This is a genomic window from Limnohabitans planktonicus II-D5, assembly GCF_001270065.2.
Taxonomy (GTDB): domain Bacteria; phylum Pseudomonadota; class Gammaproteobacteria; order Burkholderiales; family Burkholderiaceae_C; genus Limnohabitans_A; species Limnohabitans_A planktonicus.
The window spans coordinates 1-16,652 of record NZ_LFYT02000005.1; the positions used below are offsets into that span (position 1 = coordinate 1).

Genomic DNA, 16,652 nt, shown 5'->3' on the forward strand with positions numbered 1-16,652 from the left:
GCTGAAGTTTGAAATGCGCTGAACATGTCATCTCGTAGGTCGGCACTCGAAGAGTCCGACGTTATTGGTTTCGGCACAGGCCCCTGTCGGGGTCTTCGACCGCCGACCTACAACAGCTTTGCGCATTGAAAACTTCACAGGGCCGAATCAATAGTTTAAAAGGCCAAATCCCTATACTTGCGACCATGAACATCGCCGACCTGCGCAAGAGCTACGAAAAAGCCGAGCTCAACGAAAACGCCTCCCATGCGGACCCACTCCAGCAATTTGAGCAATGGCTGCAAGAAGCCATCGCTGCCGAAGTGCCCGAGCCCAACGCCATGACCTTGGCCACCGTCGCCAGCAACCTGCGCCCCAGCACGCGGGTGGTGCTGATCAAGGGCTACGACGCGCGCGGCATCGTCTGGTACACCAACTACGCCAGCCAAAAAGGCCAGGAACTGGCAGGCAACCCCTTTGCCGCGCTGCAGTTTCACTGGGTTGAACTCGAACGCGTGGTGCGCATCGAGGGCCGGGTGGAAAAAGTCAGCGATGAAGAAAGCGACGCTTACTTCCACAGCCGCCCACTCGATTCGCGCATTGGCGCTTGGGCATCACCCCAAAGCCAGGTGATCGAGGGCCGCACAGTACTGGTGACCAACGCCGCCAAATACGCAGCGCAGTTCATGCTCAACCCGCCACGCCCGCCGCACTGGGGCGGCTACCGCCTGGTGCCCGACCAGTGGCAATTCTGGCAAGGCCGCAAAAGCCGCCTGCACGACCGGCTGCGCTACACGCAAGAGGGCGATCAGTGGTTGCGCGAGCGGCTGGCACCTTAGGCGGCCTTTAACAAATGCACAAGGCGTTCACCGGCCTGACCGGGACATGACGCGCGTTTTTCGCGGTGCCGCTGTGCTGCCGCGAATCACCAACTCAAATGGCAACAGCGATTGCGCGGCAACAACTTCACCTGAAATTGCAGACAACATGGATTTGGCCGCCATCCGACCCAGGTCTTGCGTCGGCAAACTCACGGTCGTCAGTCCGGGGTTGATCGCTTGAGCAATCTCAAGGTTATCGATGCCACATATCGACAAATCAACGGGAACATTCAGACCCATGCGCTGAGCTTCCAGCAATGCGCCCACGGCCAGCAGGTCATTGCCGCAAAAAATGGCAGTAGGTTTCTGCCGTGCACTCATCAGCTTCAGCAAACCCAAACGCCCCCCCTCCAGGTTGAAAGCCTGCTCTGTGACCCACTCGTTCGGCAACGAGAGCCCTGCCTGAGTGAGTGACTTGCGCACACCCTCTATGCGGCTGCGTGCCCGATCGTTGTGGGTGGTAAATCCTGAGATCACACCTATGCGGCGATGCCCGAGTTCCAGCAAATGCGCTGCAGCCATTCGAGCCGCACCCTCGTTATCAAAACCCAGCGAGGGTAGACGCGGATCACATGACCAAGTCAGCAAGGTTGGCTTGCGCCAGTCGCTCAAAGCCTTCCAAAGGCGAGGCGCATGGTCGGTTCCAACCAAAACCAAAGAATCCACGCCGCGTTGCTGCAGTGCACGCACCAATTCAAACTCGGTGACAGGGTCGTATTCATGGCTGGCCACCAACAACTGATAGCCCGCCTGTGCCAGCGTTGTCTGCATCGCCTGCGTACTGCGGGCAAAAATGGCGTGATCCAGTGTTGGAATGACACATCCCACTGTGTGCGTGCGGCCAGATGCCAGCGCCCGGGCAGCAGCATCAGGTTGGTAATCCAGTTGCCTGACCGCCGCCATCACTTGTTCTTGAGTGCGGGTACTGACCACATCGGGTCTGCTGAGCACGCGTGAAACGGTCGCGGTAGAAACGCCCGCCAAACGTGCGACTTCCTCAATGGTGATGCGGTGTTTCATGGAAATAGCATGCCATAAGAAACCATCAAGGCCGCCAAAAATGTAAGCGCTTTCCAAATAAAAGTTCAGTGTTTTCCCTTGCTTATGAGCAAATTCGGGTTTTCGTGATTGACAACGGGTGGTAACAAAATCAAAGTCCTTGCAAGCGCTTACATTTTGGAAGTTATTTCCGCATGACCGCTGAAAGGACGCATGGTGGGATTGACCCAACGAAAAAATCACCGTCGCAGCGTTGTCGGGATCGCCACGATCGTGCTGCTTCTGATCATTTGGTACTTGGCCACCACGGTCACCGGATGGATCAACCCATCACGATTTCCGCGCCCGGATGAAGTGCTGAGTGCGTTCACCTTCATTCAGACAGAAGGCTATGGCAACGGCAAGTTGCACCAGCACGTGCTTCACAGTTTGAAACTCGTGGCCATGGGGTTTGCCGTCGCAGTTGGCGTCGGTGTCCCGCTGGGCTTGCTGATGGGCTATTCACGCCGCGCTGAAGCGCTGATCAATCCCGCATTTTTGCTGCTGCGCCCCATCCCCCCTTTGGCGTGGATTCCTTTGGCCATTGTTTGGCTGGGCCTGGAAGATGGCTCCAAGATTCTGGTTATTTTTGTCGCTGCTTTTGTGCCATCTGTCATCAACAGCTATACGGGTGTTCGCAACATCGAAACACCCGTGATGGAGGCCGCCAGCATGCTGGGCATCAAAGGCTGGCGCATGGTGACCGAGGTGCTGCTCCCCGGTGCCATGCCCATGATTTTCACTGGCCTGAGACTTTCACTGCAGGCCAGTTGGACAACGCTGGTCGCGGCTGAACTGATCGGTGCGCTGTATGGCCTTGGGAGCATTCTGAACCAGGCCGCTCAAGACATTTTCCCGGCCATGATTTTGGTGGCCATGGCCTTTGTGGGCATCTGCGGTGCCTCCACAACATGGCTGCTGGGTGTTCTGGAGAACCACGCTATGCCTTGGCGCAAAGGAAGGGTGGCCACATGAAAAAAGCGCTGAGTCGACAGCATTTTTGGAGCTTGACCGTCACGGGCACGGTGGCATTCTTTGCCTTCTGGTATTTGGCCAGGGCCTTGCACTTTTCACCGCCTCAATTTTTGCCGATGCCGCATGAGGTTTTGTTCAAGCTGATCGAACTGATGGACAAACCATTTGCCGGTGCCACGCTGCCAGAGCACATGGCCGCCAGTTTGAAGCGATTTGGCATGGGCTTTGGATTGGCTGCACTGGTGGGTATTCCTTTGGGTTTGTCCATGGGCTGGTTTCGGATGCTGGACGATGTCATCACCCCCATTTTTGATGGCGTGCGATTCATCGCGCCCGTGGCTTGGGTGCCATTTGCAGCGCTCTGGTTTGGCACCGGCATCGGTGGCCCCACATTGATCATCTTTGCTGGCGCATTCCCGCCCTGCTTGATCAATGCTTATCGCGGCGCACGCAATGTTGAAGTTCGATTCCTGGAAGCGGCGAGCATGCTCGGGGCAGGCAGTTTCAAAACCATCACAGAAGTACTTTTCCCGGCTGCCGTGCCGTCCATCATTGCAGGCCTGCGCATTGGCGCAGGACTGGGATGGCTGTCTCTCGTGGGGGCTGAGCTGATCGTGGCCAGCAGCGGAATGGGCAATTTGATTGTGCGCGCACAAAGTGCTTTGGCCACGGACACCGTGATGGTGGGAATGATTGCCATCGGTGCCATTGGCGTCGTGATCGACATCCTGATTCGTCGCTTGGAAAAGCTCCTGCTCAAACACAGGAATGCTTGAGAAGTCTTTTTACAGAAACAACTTACATGGCCACTATCCAGTTCACCGATGTCAGCCGCGTTTTTGAGCGCGACGGCAAGGACTTTCTCATCCTAGACAAGATCAACCTCACGGTGCAAGACGAAGAATTCGTGGCCATCGTCGGCCCATCGGGTTGCGGCAAGACAACTTGCATGCGCATGGCCGCAGGCCTCGAATTTCCAAGCACTGGCAGCGTGAAGGTCAACGATGTTCAGGTAGCAGGACCAGGCCCTGACCGTGCGGTTGTTTTTCAGCAGTTTGCCCTTTTCCCCTGGAAAACGGTTCATGACAACATCGACTTTGGTTTGCGCAGCAAAGGCCTTGCCAAAGAGGAAAGAGAAAGTCTGATCACCCATTACATCGCGTTGATGAACCTGAAAGGTTACGAAAGCGCCTACCCGCATCAACTGTCTGGCGGCATGCAACAACGCGTTGCCATTGCCAGGGCTTATGCGCTGAACCCTCAAGTGCTGCTGATGGATGAGCCTTTTGGTGCGCTCGATGCACAGACCCGCGTGGTCATGCAAGAGGAGCTGGTCAAGTTGGCTCGCAAAAATCCGCGCACCGTGCTCTTCATCACCCACGCGGTCGAAGAAGCGGTGTACCTGGCCGATCGCGTGGTGGTCATGACCAGCCGCCCAGGAAAAATCAAGGAAATTCTGGATGTGAAGTCCGTTCGCGAAGCCGAGCAATGGGACCGCAACAGCAAGATCGAAGACGTGATGGACCTGGAAAGCTTTGTCCATTTGCGTACCCGAATCTGGAAGTCTTTGCGTGAAGAGCACGCGGGCACGGATCATTGAAGCAACCACCAACTGAAGGAGACCTCGACATGAAAAAACTCGCAGCAGCCGCCATGGGTATCAGCCTTGTTCTGGGCTTGTCCAGCGCAGCGCACGCTCAAGCGCTGACCCCCATCAAGATCAGCTACCAACCCTCCCTTTACTGGGCCTTGCCTTTTCACATTGCCACTGAAAAAGGCTGGTGGAAAGATGTGGGTTTGGCGCCCGAGTTTTCGACATTCCCGGCTGGTGTTCCTCAAATCGCAGCTTCAGCCGCAGGATCTTGGGATGTAGGCGGCACAGGCTCGGTGCCAGCCGTGTTGGGACATGTTCGTTTCGGCATCAAAACCATCGGCGTCACGAACGACGAATCGGCAGCCAATGGCCTGGTGGGCAGCAGCAAAGCCGCCGCTGATTTCGCCAAAGACCCCGCAGGCGCTTTGCGTGGCAAGACCATCACCTTGACTCAAAACTCAACGGCTGACTTCGCTGTGCAGGCTTGCTTGAAAAAGTACGGCCTCAAAAAATCCGATGTGGTGATGAAAAACATGGGTCAAGCTGAAATCATTTCGGCACTGTCCTCCAACAATTCTGACTTGGCGGGCATGTGGGCTCCCAACACCTACACGGTGGAAGAAAAAGCTGGCGCGAAGATGCTGTGCAGCGGCAAGGACAGTGGCGCCATCGTGCCCGGCGCTTTGATCGCACGGGGTGACTATGCCAAGCAAAACCCACAAAACGTCGCCAAATTCCTGGCGGTCTACTTGCGCGCCTGGAGCTGGATGAGCGTGAACCGGCCCGAAGCCATCCGCATGATGAAAGACTTTTATGCCAAGGGTGGTGTCAGCATCAGCGATGCGGCCATGAACAAAGAGTTTGACACCCGCCCCACCTTCACCCTGGCGCAACAACTCAAAAACATGGAGCGCACAGGCGGCGCTGCTAACTCGAAGATGGATGGCTGGTTCACCGAACTGTCTGGCTTCATGCGTGAAACAGGTGCAGTTCAACAAGTTCCAGCCGTGGCTGACTTCGTGACCGACGAATACTTGAAATTGGTTCAGGCAGACGCCAAGCTGCGCGACATGGCCAACTCAACCAAGTAATTCATCGCCACTGGGACACCATGCATCCAACATGGGTCCCAGTTTGTCTCGATCTTCAATAACCATGCACTTCAGATGACGTGCATGGGAAGTCGTTTGCCTAGATTTGAGCAAAACACCGGAAACAGGAGAACAACGTGGCCATCACGTATTTGAAAAAAGCGGACAAGACACCCGAAACCGAAACGGCCACGGCCCAGAAAGTTGTCAATACCATGCTGGCCGAGATTCAGCTCAACGGTGAAGCTGCGGTGCGCAAGTACGCCAAAGATCTGGACCAATGGACGGGAGATGTGATCGTCACCCCAGCGCAAATTGAAGCGAATGCGCGTGAAGTGCCCGAGCAGGTCAAGGCCGACATCGACTTCGCCATCAAACAGGTTTTTGACTTTGCACAAGCACAGCGGCGCTCTCTGTCTGAGTTTCAGGTCGAACTGCACCCGGGTGTGACCGCAGGCCAACGTGTGCTGCCGGTCAACGTTGCCGGCTGCTATGCACCGGCAGGACGTTATGCGCACATTGCCAGTGCCTACATGGGCGTCGCAACGGCGAAAGCTGCAGGCGTCAAGACCATCATCGCCTGTTCAGGCCCCTTCCGGGGCGGCCCGATGCACCCGTATTTGCTCTATGCCTTCAACAAGGCAGGCGCCGACATCATCATGACCCTGGGTGGCGTGCAAGCGATTGCCACCATGGCCAATGGCCTGTTCACTGGCAAGCCCGCCGATGTGATCGTGGGCCCAGGCAACAAGTTTGTCGCAGAAGCCAAACGCACCTTGTTTGGCAAAGTCGGCATCGACGTTTTCGCAGGTCCCTCCGAGATCGGCATCATTGCCGATGAAACCGCAGATCCAGCCATCGTCGCCAGCGACTTGGTGGGACAAGCGGAACATGGCCATGAGTCACCCGCATGGCTTTTCACAACCAGCCGAAGCTTGGCTGAAGAAGTCATGCGGCAGGTGCCCCAGCTGATTGATTTGCTGCCGCCTACGGCGCGTGATGCGGCCGGATCGGCATGGCGCGACTATGGCGAAGTCATGTTGTGTGACACACGCGACGAGGTGGTGGAAATCTCCGACCGGTATGCCAGTGAACACCTGGAAGTGCACGCCAAAGACTTGGATTGGTGGCTCAAAACACTGACCTGTTATGGCTCCTTGTTTTTGGGCGAAGAAACCACTGTGGCCTACGGTGACAAGGCCAGTGGCCCGAACCATGTTTTGCCCACAAAGGGCGCGGCACGTTATTCAGGCGGTTTGTCGGTTCACAAATTCTTGAAAACCTTCACTTGGCAAAAAATGACACGCGACGCTGCGCGCGATATTGGACTGGCTACAGCCCGAATATCAAGGCTCGAAGGCATGGAAGCCCACGCCCGAACGGCCGATGACCGCTTGGCCAAGTATTTCCCAGGTCAAGCGTTTGAGCTGGGTGAGCAGGTGAAGGTCTGATCGTCTTGCCGCGCCCAACAAAATCCAATAGCACCAATCCAACCTCAAGCAGGAGACATGAATATGTTGACACGCACACTTCGCTGCAGCCTTCTCGCCATGTCAATGATGCTGTTGGAGTCTGCCGCCATGGCGCAGACTTTCCCAGCCAAGCCGGTCACAATCGTGGTGCCGTTTCCCGCGGGGGGAGCCCTCGATATGGTCGCCCGCACATTGTCCGAGCAAATGCGCAAAGACCTGGGGCAAGCGGTGATCGTCGAGAACCGGGCCGGTGCAGGAGGTACGGTGGGAAGTGCCACCGTTGCCCGCGCGACGCCTGACGGTTACACGATTTTGTTGGGGTCGGTGGCGACCCATGCCTTGGCAGCTGGCCTGTATCCTAAGTTGCCTTACGACCCGATCAACGATTTTGTGCCCATCACTCAGCTCACCAGCAGCCCCTTGGTGCTGACGGTGCCGCCTCAAGTCAAAGCCAAGAATGTTGCGGAACTGGTGTCGGCAGCCAAGGCGGCTCCGGGCACTCTTAACTACGGCTCCACCGGCAACGGGACGGCATTGCACATCGCGGGCGAAGTATTTCGGGCCGTTGCAAAAATCGATGTCGTGCATGTGCCCTATAAGGGCGGGGCTCAGGCCAGCACCGCTTTGCTGACCGGTGAGATCAACTTCATCCTCGCCAACCCCCAACTGGTGGTGGCGATCATCAAGTCAGATAAAGCGCGAGCGCTGGCGGTCACGGGTAAAACGCGGTTGGCTGCATTGCCTGATGTGCCCACTTTCAATGAAGCGGGCGTTCCGGGTGTCAACATCACCACTTGGTTTGGTCTATGGGCACCAAAGAACACCCCTTCAGAAGTGGTTGAGCGGTTGAATACCTCGGCCCGCAGGGCCTTGGCCACGCCCGAAGTCACCCAGCAGCTTGCGACACAAGGTGACGTGGCGGTAGGTAGCACATCGAAAGACTTTTCCGAATTTGTGCGGGCCGAGCATCGGTATTGGGTGCCATTTGTGCAAGCAGCGGGCATCAAAATCGACTGATCGCTTGTTCGCCATAGAACTCCAAAATGAAAAAACCTAACATCCTTGTCATTCAGGCTGATCAACTGACTGCAAAGGTACTGCCCATGTACGGTGGTCCAGCGCTGGTCACGCCCCATATGAACCGCCTCGCCGAGCAAGGCGTGACTTTTCTGAACGCCTATTCGAACAACCCAGTGTGCGCCCCTTCGCGCGCAGCCATGCTCACAGGTCGTCTGTCCTCCAAGGTCGGGTGTTACGACAACGCAGCCGACTTTCCATCGTCCACTTTGACACTGGCACACTACCTGCGGCATCAAGGGTATCGGACTTGTCTGTCGGGGAAAATGCACTTTGTGGGTTCCGAGCAGCTCCACGGTTTCGAAGAGCGGGTGACCACTGACATCTATCCCTCGGACTTTGGGTGGACTGCAGATTGGTCCCAAGTCAAACAGCCTTATTCACCCTCTCGCATGAGTTTGCGCTCTGTGGTTGAGGCCGGTTTGTGCGAACGCAATTTGCAAATCGATTACGACGAAGAAGTGGCTTACCGAGCTGAACAGTGGCTTTATGACCGCGCTCGCAGCCCAGATGAGCGGCCCTTCCTGTTGTGGGCCTCGTTCACACACCCACATAACCCCTTCATCACCACCCGCCCATTCTGGGATCTATACGACCACGACAAGATCGCCATGCCTTCCGTTGGGTATATTCCCATGGCGCAGCGCGATCCGTGGTCCAAACGCTACGCCTACACGATCAGGGCTGATGAACACGACATCACAGAGGAGCAGGTGCGAGTGGCCCGGCATGCGTACTTCGCCATGACGTCCTATTTTGATGCGCAGGTCGGACGCTTGCTTGGCGTGCTAGAGCGCACAGGTGCACAAGAAAACACTTTCGTCTTCATTGTCTCCGACCACGGGGAAATGCTGGGCGAGCGAGGTTCGTGGTTCAAATTCCAACCTTTTGAAGGGTCAGTGCGTGTCCCCATGATCGCTGCAGGCCCCGGACTCAAAAAAGGGCTTGTGGAAGAGCGCGGCGTGTCCCTGATGGACCTGTTGCCTACTTTCAATGATCTGGTGTCCAATGGTCAACCAGTTGCAGCCTTGGACCCATTGGATGGCATCAGTCTGGCAGGCATGCTGCATGGCGAGGATCGCACCCGCGGTGACCATGTGTTGATGGAGTTTCTGGGTGAAGGCGTTTTAGCACCGGCCTGCATCGTTCGGCAAGACGGCCACAAATACGTACATTGCCGCAACGACCCACCCATGCTGTTCAACTTGCAGAACGACCCGGATGAACTGGTCAATTTGGCTGGGAATCCGATGCATGCCGCTGTCGAGGCTCGCATGCAAGCACAGGTCCATCAACATTGGAACTACGACGAACTGGAAAAAACCATCATCCAGTCACAGCAGCGCAGACTGTTTGCCCAAGCGTCTTTGTTGCAGGGAAACTGGACGTCTTGGGACTTCGAACCCCCAGCGAACGCTGCGCGGAAATACGTGCGCGGTGCGGTTGACCCCAATACCACTGCCACCAAGGCGCGGATGCGATTGCCCTTCGTCGCCGCCTACCCGCCAGATCATCCACGTGACCCGATCGCCGACCTTCAACTCGAACCCTCAGATCCAGGTCGGTCGGGGAAGCCACAACCATGAAACTCCTGAATCTTTTTGATTTGAACGGCAAGACAGCTCTGGTCACCGGCGGCAGCTCGGGCCTGGGCGAAGCCATGGCGCAGGCCCTCGGACTGGCGGGTGCGCGGGTGGTCTTGATGGCGCGACGCCCTGATGCACTGAACGATTCGGCCCAGAGGCTGGAAGCGCTGGGTATTTCGACAGCCACCGTGGTCTGCGACCTGAGCACACCCGAGGCTGCCCAGCAAGGCGCGCGTGATGCGTTGGCGCTTGGGCCGGTGGACATTTTGGTCAACGCTGCGGGGGTCAACTTGCGCGAGCCCTTTGGGGAAATCACGCCCGCCAGTTGGCTGACCCAGATCCACTTGCACCTGAGCGCTCCTTTCTTTCTCACACAGGCACTGGCCCCTGCCATGAAGGAACACGGATGGGGGCGCATCATCAACATCGCCAGCCTGCAAAGCCACCGGGCATTTGCCAACAGCGCGCCCTATGGCGCGGGCAAAGGCGGCATCGTTCAGCTGACACGGGCCATAGCGCTCGAATGGGGACCCCATGGCATCACCTGCAACGCCATCGGTCCTGGGTTTTTTCCGACGGCGTTGACCGCGCCTGTCTTTGGCAACCCGGAGTTGGTTGCGCGGCATGCTGCACAAACCTGTTTGGGTCGAAATGGCGAGCTCACAGACATCCATGGCTTGACTGTTTTCTTGGCCAGCGATGCATCCAGCTACATCACGGGCCAAACCATCATGATTGACGGCGGCTATACCGCCAAGTAGCCCCCTCAAACACATGGAAGAATCATGTCGCCACACAGGCGTGTCAATGCCCTCTCTGGAACACATCCAATGACCCGCTTTGAGCCAACCCCATTCAAGCCTGCCGACACGCATCCGGCCATGCTCGGTTCCTTGCGTCCGCCCAGCGGTGTGACGCCGCTGAACTTTAGCCCCGGGCCTACATCCCTTGCGGCAGAAGTACAGACAAGCATCAAGGCCTTGTTCGACGCAGAACGCATGTGCTCGATGTACCTCTCGCATCGCTCGCCTGAGTTTTTTGACATCTTGGTCAGTGCAGTGCAACGCTGCCGCATGGCGATGAACATTCCAAAAGAGTATGAAATTCTTTTCATGCATGGTGGTGGGCACGGGCAGTTTGCGGCAGTTCCGCTGAACCTTTGCACCCATGGCGATGAAAAAGCGACCTACCTGGTCAATGGCACCTGGTCCAAACGCGCCTTGACCGACGCCTCCAAATACTGCCGCCCTGTCGTGGTCTCCTCAGAGAACCAAGATGGCACGTTTACCCACAACCCATCCTTGGAGAATTTAGATCCCGAATCCAAGTACGTGTACCTTTGCTCGAATGAAACGGTGAACGGGATTGAGTGGCATCAGTTGCCCAAGCTGGGCATCAAAGCACCCCTGGTGATTGACGCATCGTCAGACTTTTCCACCAAGCCCATTGACTGGGTGGGCTGCAATGTGGGCGTTTTGTATGCCTGCGCATCCAAAAACATCGGCCACCCAGGCCTGACTCTGTGTGTCATTCGACGGGACTTGCTGGGCACGCCCAGTCCACTTTGTCCAGGTGTCCTGTGCTACACCACCAACACCCGTGAAGGCAATTTATGGAACACCATCGCCACCTTCAACGTCGAGGTGGTCAACATTTATATGCAGTGGATGATCGCGCAGGGTGGCGTGCATGAAATGGAACGCCGAGCCATTGCAAAGTCGTCCATGTTGTACGACTTGATCGACAAGTCGGAGGGCTTTTACACCACCCCTATCGCAGACCCTACCATCCGCAGCCGCATGAACATCCCCTTCGATGTCGCTGGTGGCGACGAGGCAACCACGCGGAACTTCTTGATCCAAGGTTGGGAGCGCGGAATCGTCGGCTTAAGAACACTGACCCCATTTGGGGTTGGCAAATACTTGAGGGCCAGTTTGTACAACGGCGTCAGCATGGATCAAGTGGAGGTCTTGGTCGCCTTCATGGCCAATTTTATGAAGACCTGTCGCACCCAACATTCGGCAGTCTGATGTCAACCACCCTTGAGCTTAAATATTGCGCGCACAGCGATGCGCCCATTGTCATGGCACCGCCCTGTATCAGCACCCGAGGCCACATCGCACAAATGATCGACTGCCTGCACCCAACTATTCATGCCACGCCCTAACTCGGAACCCATCCCATGAAAGCACTCGTCTACACCAACCCACTCGAAGTCCAAATCCAGGACTGCCCTGAACCCGACTTGGCCCCGGGTGAAGTCGTTTTGCGCATTGATGCGGTGGGCATTTGCGGCTCTGACATGCACGCCTACCACGGGCACGACCCGCGCCGCAAACCTGGACTGGTTTTGGGACATGAATTTTGCGGCACCATCGTGAAAACCGATGCGCCCGGCTTTGCCATCGGACAGCGCGTGACGGGCAATCCGCTCATCACCTGTGGCGTTTGTGACTACTGCGTACAAGGGCGCAACAACCTGTGCAGCCGACGCACCATGGTGGGCATGACGCGTCCGGGTGCATTTGCCGAATTCATGTCCATTCCGGCAGCTTCACTGATTGAGATGCCCCAGGACATGCCCGCCATTCAGGCGGCTCTGACCGAACCTGCCGCCACAGCGCTGCATGCCATCAACATGAGCCTCAAGGCCATGGCTCGGCCTTTGCCAGAAAATCGCACGCTGATCATTGGCGGCGGTGCGATTGGCATGTTGGCCGCCTTGTTGCTCAAAACTTATGGCGCACGCGGCACGGTACTGGCCGAAGTCAATCCACTTCGCCGCCAATCGGCCGAAAACCACGCGGGGGTCACCACCTACGATCCACGCACCACTGCACCCGAAGAAAATGGTTTTGACTATGTCATTGATGCAGTGGGCAGCAAGCTCACTCGGGTCGCCGCCCTCCATGCCGTCAAGCCAGGCGGCGTGATCATGCACATCGGTCTGCAAGACTGGGCCAGCGAGATCGACATGCGCAAGCTCACCTTGGCCGAGATCACTTTGATGGGCACTTACACCTACACCACAGCAGATTTGCGCGCTACCGTGAAGTTGTTGCATGCAGGTGGATTTGGCGATTTGTCATGGGTAGCGAGTGTGCCGATGGCCGATGGTGCACAGGCTTTTGCAGACCTCGACAGTGGCCAGATCGCCTCCAGCAAACTGGTTTTGTTGCCCTGACAAGCTTCAAAACACCGGCGCTGCACAGCTGATCGCTTCAGGACTGATGGGCCTGCTGACGGCAAGGGTGCCAAGCTCTTAACAGGCCCAAGGCCCAAGCCTCTTTATCCAAAGACGGGGCTCACCTGTTCGCCTGGAACTTTTCCAATCGCGAAGCCTCATGGGGTAAACACCAACCCATCAATTCATATAGATGATTTACATTAATTTTCAAGAACAAAAGTCAAGCCTGTATTCAGGTGTTCAGGCACACCGCGTTCCAACCCACCCAAACCACCCAAGGAGAATTTTGTGATCCATTGCGTACTGCACGAAGAAAAAGACAGCGTTGCTGTTGTCGTCGTTGAAGGCATCGAAGCCGGTCAAAGCATGAATGCCCTCATCCTGGACGACAACCGCACCATCACGATCAAGGCCAATGCGGCCATCCCCATCGGACACAAAGTGGCCGTCAAGGCCATGGCCACGGGTGACACGGTCATGAAATACGGCACAGACATTGGCAAGGTGGTTGCAGCCATCGCGATTGGCGACCACGCCCATGTCCACAACATCAAAACCAAGCGCTGGTAATTCAGCACTGATTGCCCTCTTATCTTCTTCAAGGTTTATCTCATGACCCTCATTGACAAAAACACCACTTTCTGGGGCTACCGCCGTGAAAACGGCCGTGTCGGCGTTCGCAACCACGTCATCATCTTGCCGCTGGACGACCTGTCCAACGCAGCAGCAGAAGCGGTGGCCCACGCCGTCAAAGGGACCATGGCCATTCCGCACCCTTATGGCCGTTTGCAGTTCGGCGCTGATCTGGAACTGCACTTTCGCACGTTGATTGGCGCAGGCTCTAACCCCAACGTCGCTGCGGTGGTGGTGATTGGCATCGAAGACAGCTGGACCAAAACCGTGGTCGACGGCATTGCAGCCACGGGCAAGCCTGTGGTGGGTTTTGGCATCGAAGGCCACGGCGACCATGACACCATCATGCGCGCCTCCAAAGCCGCCAAAAAGATGGTGCAACACGCCACCAGTTTGCACCGCGTGGAGTGCCCGATCTCTGACCTCTGGATTTCGACCAAATGCGGCGAGTCCGACACCACCTCTGGGTGCGGCGCCAACCCCACCGTGGGCAATGCCTTTGACAAACTGTATGGCTTGGGCACCACACTGGTGTTTGGCGAAACCTCCGAGTTGACGGGCGGTGAACATCTGGTGGCCGCGCGCTGCCGTACAGAACAGGTGCGCACTGACTTCATGAAAATGTTCAACAACTACCAGGACATGATCAAGCGCCACGCCACCACCGACCTGTCGGACTCCCAACCGACCAAAGGCAACATTGCCGGTGGTCTGACGACGATCGAAGAAAAAGCGCTTGGCAATATCCAAAAAATCGGCAAGCAATGCATGGTGGATGGCGTGCTGGACAAAGCTGAAACACCCACAGGCCCAGGATTGTGGTTCATGGACTCCTCTTCGGCCGCTGCAGAAATGGTGACCCTGTGCGCCGCCTCTGGTTTTGCGGTGCACTTCTTCCCCACAGGCCAGGGCAATGTGATCGGCAATGCCATCGTGCCCGTGATCAAGATTTGCGCCAACCCTCGCACCGTGCGCTTGATGAGCGAGCACATTGATGTGGACTGCTCGGGCCTGCTGCAGCAAGAGCAAACCATGGATGCTGCGGGTGATTTGTTGCTCGACATGATGATGCAAACCATCAACGGTCGATTCACCTCAGCAGAAGCCTTGGGCCATCGGGAATTTGTGATGACCCGTTTGTTCGAAAGTGCCTGACCCTTTGGGCTGAGGATTTTTCCTCGGCCCATGGCTCTTTCATCCCCAGGAGAACCACATGAACACCAGACGATTGACTCTTCACGCTTTGGCATCGGCTGCGGCCGTGTCTGCTGCACCCACACTCGCTCTCGCTCAAAGCTTGGCAGACTACCCCTCCAAGCCGATTCGCTACATCGTGCCCTTTCCTCCCGGCGGCCTGACCGACGTGATGGCACGCATGATCGCACTGAGTGTCGGCACCTCACTCAAACAATCCGTTCTGGTGGACAACCGCGCCGGTGCCAGCGCCAACTTGGGAGCGGATATGGCGGCAAAGGCCACGCCCGACGGTTACACCTGGTTGGCGGTGACGCTGGCCCACGCAGTGAACCAATCACTGTTCAGCAACCTGCCTTACAGCCTGGAAAAGAACTTGGCACCCGTGGCCCACTTGGCGACAAGCCCACTGGTGCTGGTGGTCAATGAAAGCAATCCCGCCAAGACGCTGGCTGATTTTCTGACTCAAGCTCGTGCCAAACGACTCAACGCGGGCTCCAGCGGCAACGGCACACCACCCCACTTGGGCCTTGAGCTGCTGGCACACAGCGCCAAAATAGAGGTGACGCACATCCCCTATAAAGGTGGTGCCCCATCGCTCAACGACCTGCTGGGCTCGCAGTTGGATTTCATCGTTTCCAACATGCCTGAATGTGCGCCCTTCGTCAAATCTGGAAAGCTGCGTGCATTGGCTGTGACATCTGGCAAACGCCACCCCTTGCTGCCTGACGTGCCGACATTTGCCGAATCCGGCTTGGCCGGCGTAGAGCTTGAAAACTGGACAGGCTTGATGATGCCGATCGATACGCCCAAGGCCATCGTTGAAAAAGTTTCTGCCGAGGCCATTCGAGCGGTGAAGACAAAAGAAGTCAATGAGCGTGTAGCGGCGATTGGCTTCACCCCAACGGGACTCGGCCGTGCGGAATTTGGCGAGATCATCAAAAAAGATGTTGCTCGTTGGCGTGAAATCGTGAAGATCCGCAACATCCAGGCTGGCTAAGTCGCACCCCCATGAAAAAAATAGTGATCACCGAATTCATGGACGAGTCGGCTGTTGCCTCCTTGCGCACCACGTTCAACGTTGTCTACGATCCCAAGCTGGTTGATGACACCCACCGCCTGATGGCCAGTGTGGCCGATGCCGACGCCGTCATTGTGCGCAACCGTACCCAGGTACGGGGCGACTTGTTGGCTGCTTGCGCGCAGGCGACGGTCATTGGCCGACTGGGTGTGGGCCTGGACAACATCGACGTTGCCGCATGCCAGGCGCGGGGCATGCAAGTGATCCCTGCCACCGGCGCAAATGCGCTGGCTGTCGCCGAATACGTTATCGGTACAGCCATGCTTTTGCTGCGCGGCGTTTATCTGTCCAGCGAGCAAGTTGCCAATGGCTCATGGCCTCGGACGGCTCTGTCCAACGGGCGTGAAATTTATGGCACTTGCCTGGGTCTGATTGGCTTTGGCGGCATAGGTCAATTGACCGCCAAATTAGCCCAAGGCCTTGGCATGCGCGTTGTCGCACACGATCCGATGATGCCGCCCGACAGTTCGGTGTGGACGCAAACGGGTGTTCATCCAAACACACTGGATCAACTCATCGCTCAAGCTGACGTGATCAGCCTTCACGTTCCGCTGACGCCAGCTACAAGCAATTTGCTTTCTGCAGAGCGCATTGCACAGATGAGACCTGGTGCCATTGTCATCAACACCTCTCGCGGCGGTATTGTGGACGAAGCGGCGGTGGCCACGGCCTTGCGCCAAAGCCATCTTGGAGGCGCTGCATTCGACGTGTTTGAGCCAGAACCTCTTGGGCCTGGCACACCCTGGCAAGGCTGCCCGAACGTCATCCTCACGCCGCATGTCGCAGGTGTTACCGCCGAATCCAATGTGCGCGTTTCAACCATGATCGCGTCCGCTGTGGCGAACGCCCTGAAAGACTGATCTC

Annotated in this window: 16 protein-coding genes; 15 read left to right on the top strand and 1 reads right to left on the bottom strand. The window is 56.9% G+C overall.

The features are described 5' to 3' along the window. Positions 1-185: 185 nt before the first annotated feature. Positions 186-818: a pyridoxamine 5'-phosphate oxidase gene (pdxH, locus tag H663_RS25680; RefSeq protein ID WP_053169870.1), complete on the top strand. Its 633-nt coding sequence runs from the start codon at positions 186-188 to the stop codon at positions 816-818. A gap of 27 nt (positions 819-845) precedes the next feature. Here pdxH and H663_RS25685 read toward each other — a convergent pair whose 3' ends face one another. Then, entirely contained in the window at positions 846-2,102 is a 1,257-nt protein-coding gene (locus tag H663_RS25685; protein WP_240620386.1) for a LacI family DNA-binding transcriptional regulator, read from the bottom strand. 30 nt (positions 2,103-2,132) lie between these two features. Between H663_RS25685 and H663_RS25690 the strand changes: the two genes are divergently transcribed. The 14 genes from H663_RS25690 to H663_RS25755 all read left to right on the top strand — a co-directional run bounded on the left by H663_RS25690 (position 2,133) and on the right by H663_RS25755 (position 16,648). After that, positions 2,133-2,873 carry an ABC transporter permease gene (locus H663_RS25690; RefSeq protein WP_240620389.1) on the top strand — a complete coding sequence of 247 codons (741 nt, stop codon included), beginning with the start codon at positions 2,133-2,135 and terminating at the stop codon, positions 2,871-2,873. Continuing rightward, positions 2,870-3,649, top strand: coding sequence for an ABC transporter permease (locus tag H663_RS25695; protein WP_053169876.1), 780 nt, complete (start codon positions 2,870-2,872; stop codon positions 3,647-3,649). Before H663_RS25690 ends, H663_RS25695 begins: the two co-directional genes overlap by 4 nt. 26 nt (positions 3,650-3,675) lie before the next feature. Then, on the top strand, positions 3,676-4,473 hold the full coding sequence (locus H663_RS25700; RefSeq protein ID WP_053169878.1) for an ABC transporter ATP-binding protein: 798 nt from the start codon (positions 3,676-3,678) through the stop codon (positions 4,471-4,473). A gap of 29 nt (positions 4,474-4,502) precedes the next feature. Further along, entirely contained in the window at positions 4,503-5,558 is a 1,056-nt protein-coding gene (locus H663_RS25705) for an ABC transporter substrate-binding protein (protein ID WP_053169880.1), read from the top strand. Positions 5,559-5,695: 137 nt separating this feature from the next. Next, positions 5,696-7,009: a sulfopropanediol 3-dehydrogenase gene (gene hpsN, locus H663_RS25710; RefSeq protein WP_053169882.1), complete on the top strand. Its 1,314-nt coding sequence runs from the start codon at positions 5,696-5,698 to the stop codon at positions 7,007-7,009. Positions 7,010-7,108: 99 nt separating this feature from the next. Beyond that, positions 7,109-8,047 carry a Bug family tripartite tricarboxylate transporter substrate binding protein gene (locus H663_RS25715; protein ID WP_165803863.1) on the top strand — a complete coding sequence of 313 codons (939 nt, stop codon included), beginning with the start codon at positions 7,109-7,111 and terminating at the stop codon, positions 8,045-8,047. A 26-nt stretch (positions 8,048-8,073) separates the two neighbouring features. After that, entirely contained in the window at positions 8,074-9,693 is a 1,620-nt protein-coding gene (gene betC, locus H663_RS25720) for a choline-sulfatase (RefSeq protein ID WP_083451049.1), read from the top strand. Further along, entirely contained in the window at positions 9,690-10,454 is a 765-nt protein-coding gene (locus H663_RS25725; RefSeq protein WP_053169886.1) for an SDR family NAD(P)-dependent oxidoreductase, read from the top strand. Before betC ends, H663_RS25725 begins: the two co-directional genes overlap by 4 nt. A 120-nt stretch (positions 10,455-10,574) precedes the next feature. Beyond that, positions 10,575-11,723, top strand: a complete 1,149-nt coding sequence (gene serC / locus H663_RS25730; protein ID WP_240620419.1) for a 3-phosphoserine/phosphohydroxythreonine transaminase — start codon at positions 10,575-10,577, stop codon at positions 11,721-11,723. Positions 11,724-11,875: 152 nt separating this feature from the next. Further along, positions 11,876-12,877 carry a galactitol-1-phosphate 5-dehydrogenase gene (locus H663_RS25735; protein ID WP_053169890.1) on the top strand — a complete coding sequence of 334 codons (1,002 nt, stop codon included), beginning with the start codon at positions 11,876-11,878 and terminating at the stop codon, positions 12,875-12,877. Positions 12,878-13,168: 291 nt separating this feature from the next. Beyond that, positions 13,169-13,450, top strand: coding sequence for a UxaA family hydrolase (locus H663_RS25740; RefSeq protein ID WP_053169892.1), 282 nt, complete (start codon positions 13,169-13,171; stop codon positions 13,448-13,450). A 42-nt stretch (positions 13,451-13,492) separates the two neighbouring features. Beyond that, a complete protein-coding gene (locus H663_RS25745) occupies positions 13,493-14,668 on the top strand; it encodes a UxaA family hydrolase (RefSeq protein WP_053169893.1) in 1,176 nt (391 codons plus the stop codon). 58 nt (positions 14,669-14,726) lie between these two features. Next, the gene (locus tag H663_RS25750) at positions 14,727-15,707 is read left to right on the top strand and encodes a Bug family tripartite tricarboxylate transporter substrate binding protein (RefSeq protein ID WP_053169895.1); all 981 of its coding nucleotides are present in this window, start codon (positions 14,727-14,729) and stop codon (positions 15,705-15,707) included. A gap of 11 nt (positions 15,708-15,718) precedes the next feature. After that, positions 15,719-16,648 (top strand): hydroxyacid dehydrogenase, encoded by a 930-nt coding sequence (locus H663_RS25755; protein WP_053169897.1) that lies wholly within the window; start codon positions 15,719-15,721, stop codon positions 16,646-16,648. Positions 16,649-16,652: the final 4 nt, after the last annotated feature.

Excerpts from the sequence above, each read along its gene's own strand:
- pdxH (WP_053169870.1), top strand. The coding sequence starts at position 186 with ATGAACATCGCCGACCTGCGCAAGAGCTACGAAAAAGCCGAGCTCAAC.
- H663_RS25695 (WP_053169876.1), top strand. The coding sequence starts at position 2,870 with ATGAAAAAAGCGCTGAGTCGACAGCATTTTTGGAGCTTGACCGTCACG.
- H663_RS25700 (WP_053169878.1), top strand. The coding sequence starts at position 3,676 with ATGGCCACTATCCAGTTCACCGATGTCAGCCGCGTTTTTGAGCGCGAC.
- H663_RS25705 (WP_053169880.1), top strand. The coding sequence starts at position 4,503 with ATGAAAAAACTCGCAGCAGCCGCCATGGGTATCAGCCTTGTTCTGGGC.
- H663_RS25715 (WP_165803863.1), top strand. The coding sequence starts at position 7,109 with ATGTCAATGATGCTGTTGGAGTCTGCCGCCATGGCGCAGACTTTCCCA.
- betC (WP_083451049.1), top strand. The coding sequence starts at position 8,074 with ATGAAAAAACCTAACATCCTTGTCATTCAGGCTGATCAACTGACTGCA.
- H663_RS25725 (WP_053169886.1), top strand. The coding sequence starts at position 9,690 with ATGAAACTCCTGAATCTTTTTGATTTGAACGGCAAGACAGCTCTGGTC.
- serC (WP_240620419.1), top strand. The coding sequence starts at position 10,575 with ATGCTCGGTTCCTTGCGTCCGCCCAGCGGTGTGACGCCGCTGAACTTT.
- H663_RS25735 (WP_053169890.1), top strand. The coding sequence starts at position 11,876 with ATGAAAGCACTCGTCTACACCAACCCACTCGAAGTCCAAATCCAGGAC.
- H663_RS25745 (WP_053169893.1), top strand. The coding sequence starts at position 13,493 with ATGACCCTCATTGACAAAAACACCACTTTCTGGGGCTACCGCCGTGAA.
- H663_RS25750 (WP_053169895.1), top strand. The coding sequence starts at position 14,727 with ATGAACACCAGACGATTGACTCTTCACGCTTTGGCATCGGCTGCGGCC.
- H663_RS25755 (WP_053169897.1), top strand. The coding sequence starts at position 15,719 with ATGAAAAAAATAGTGATCACCGAATTCATGGACGAGTCGGCTGTTGCC.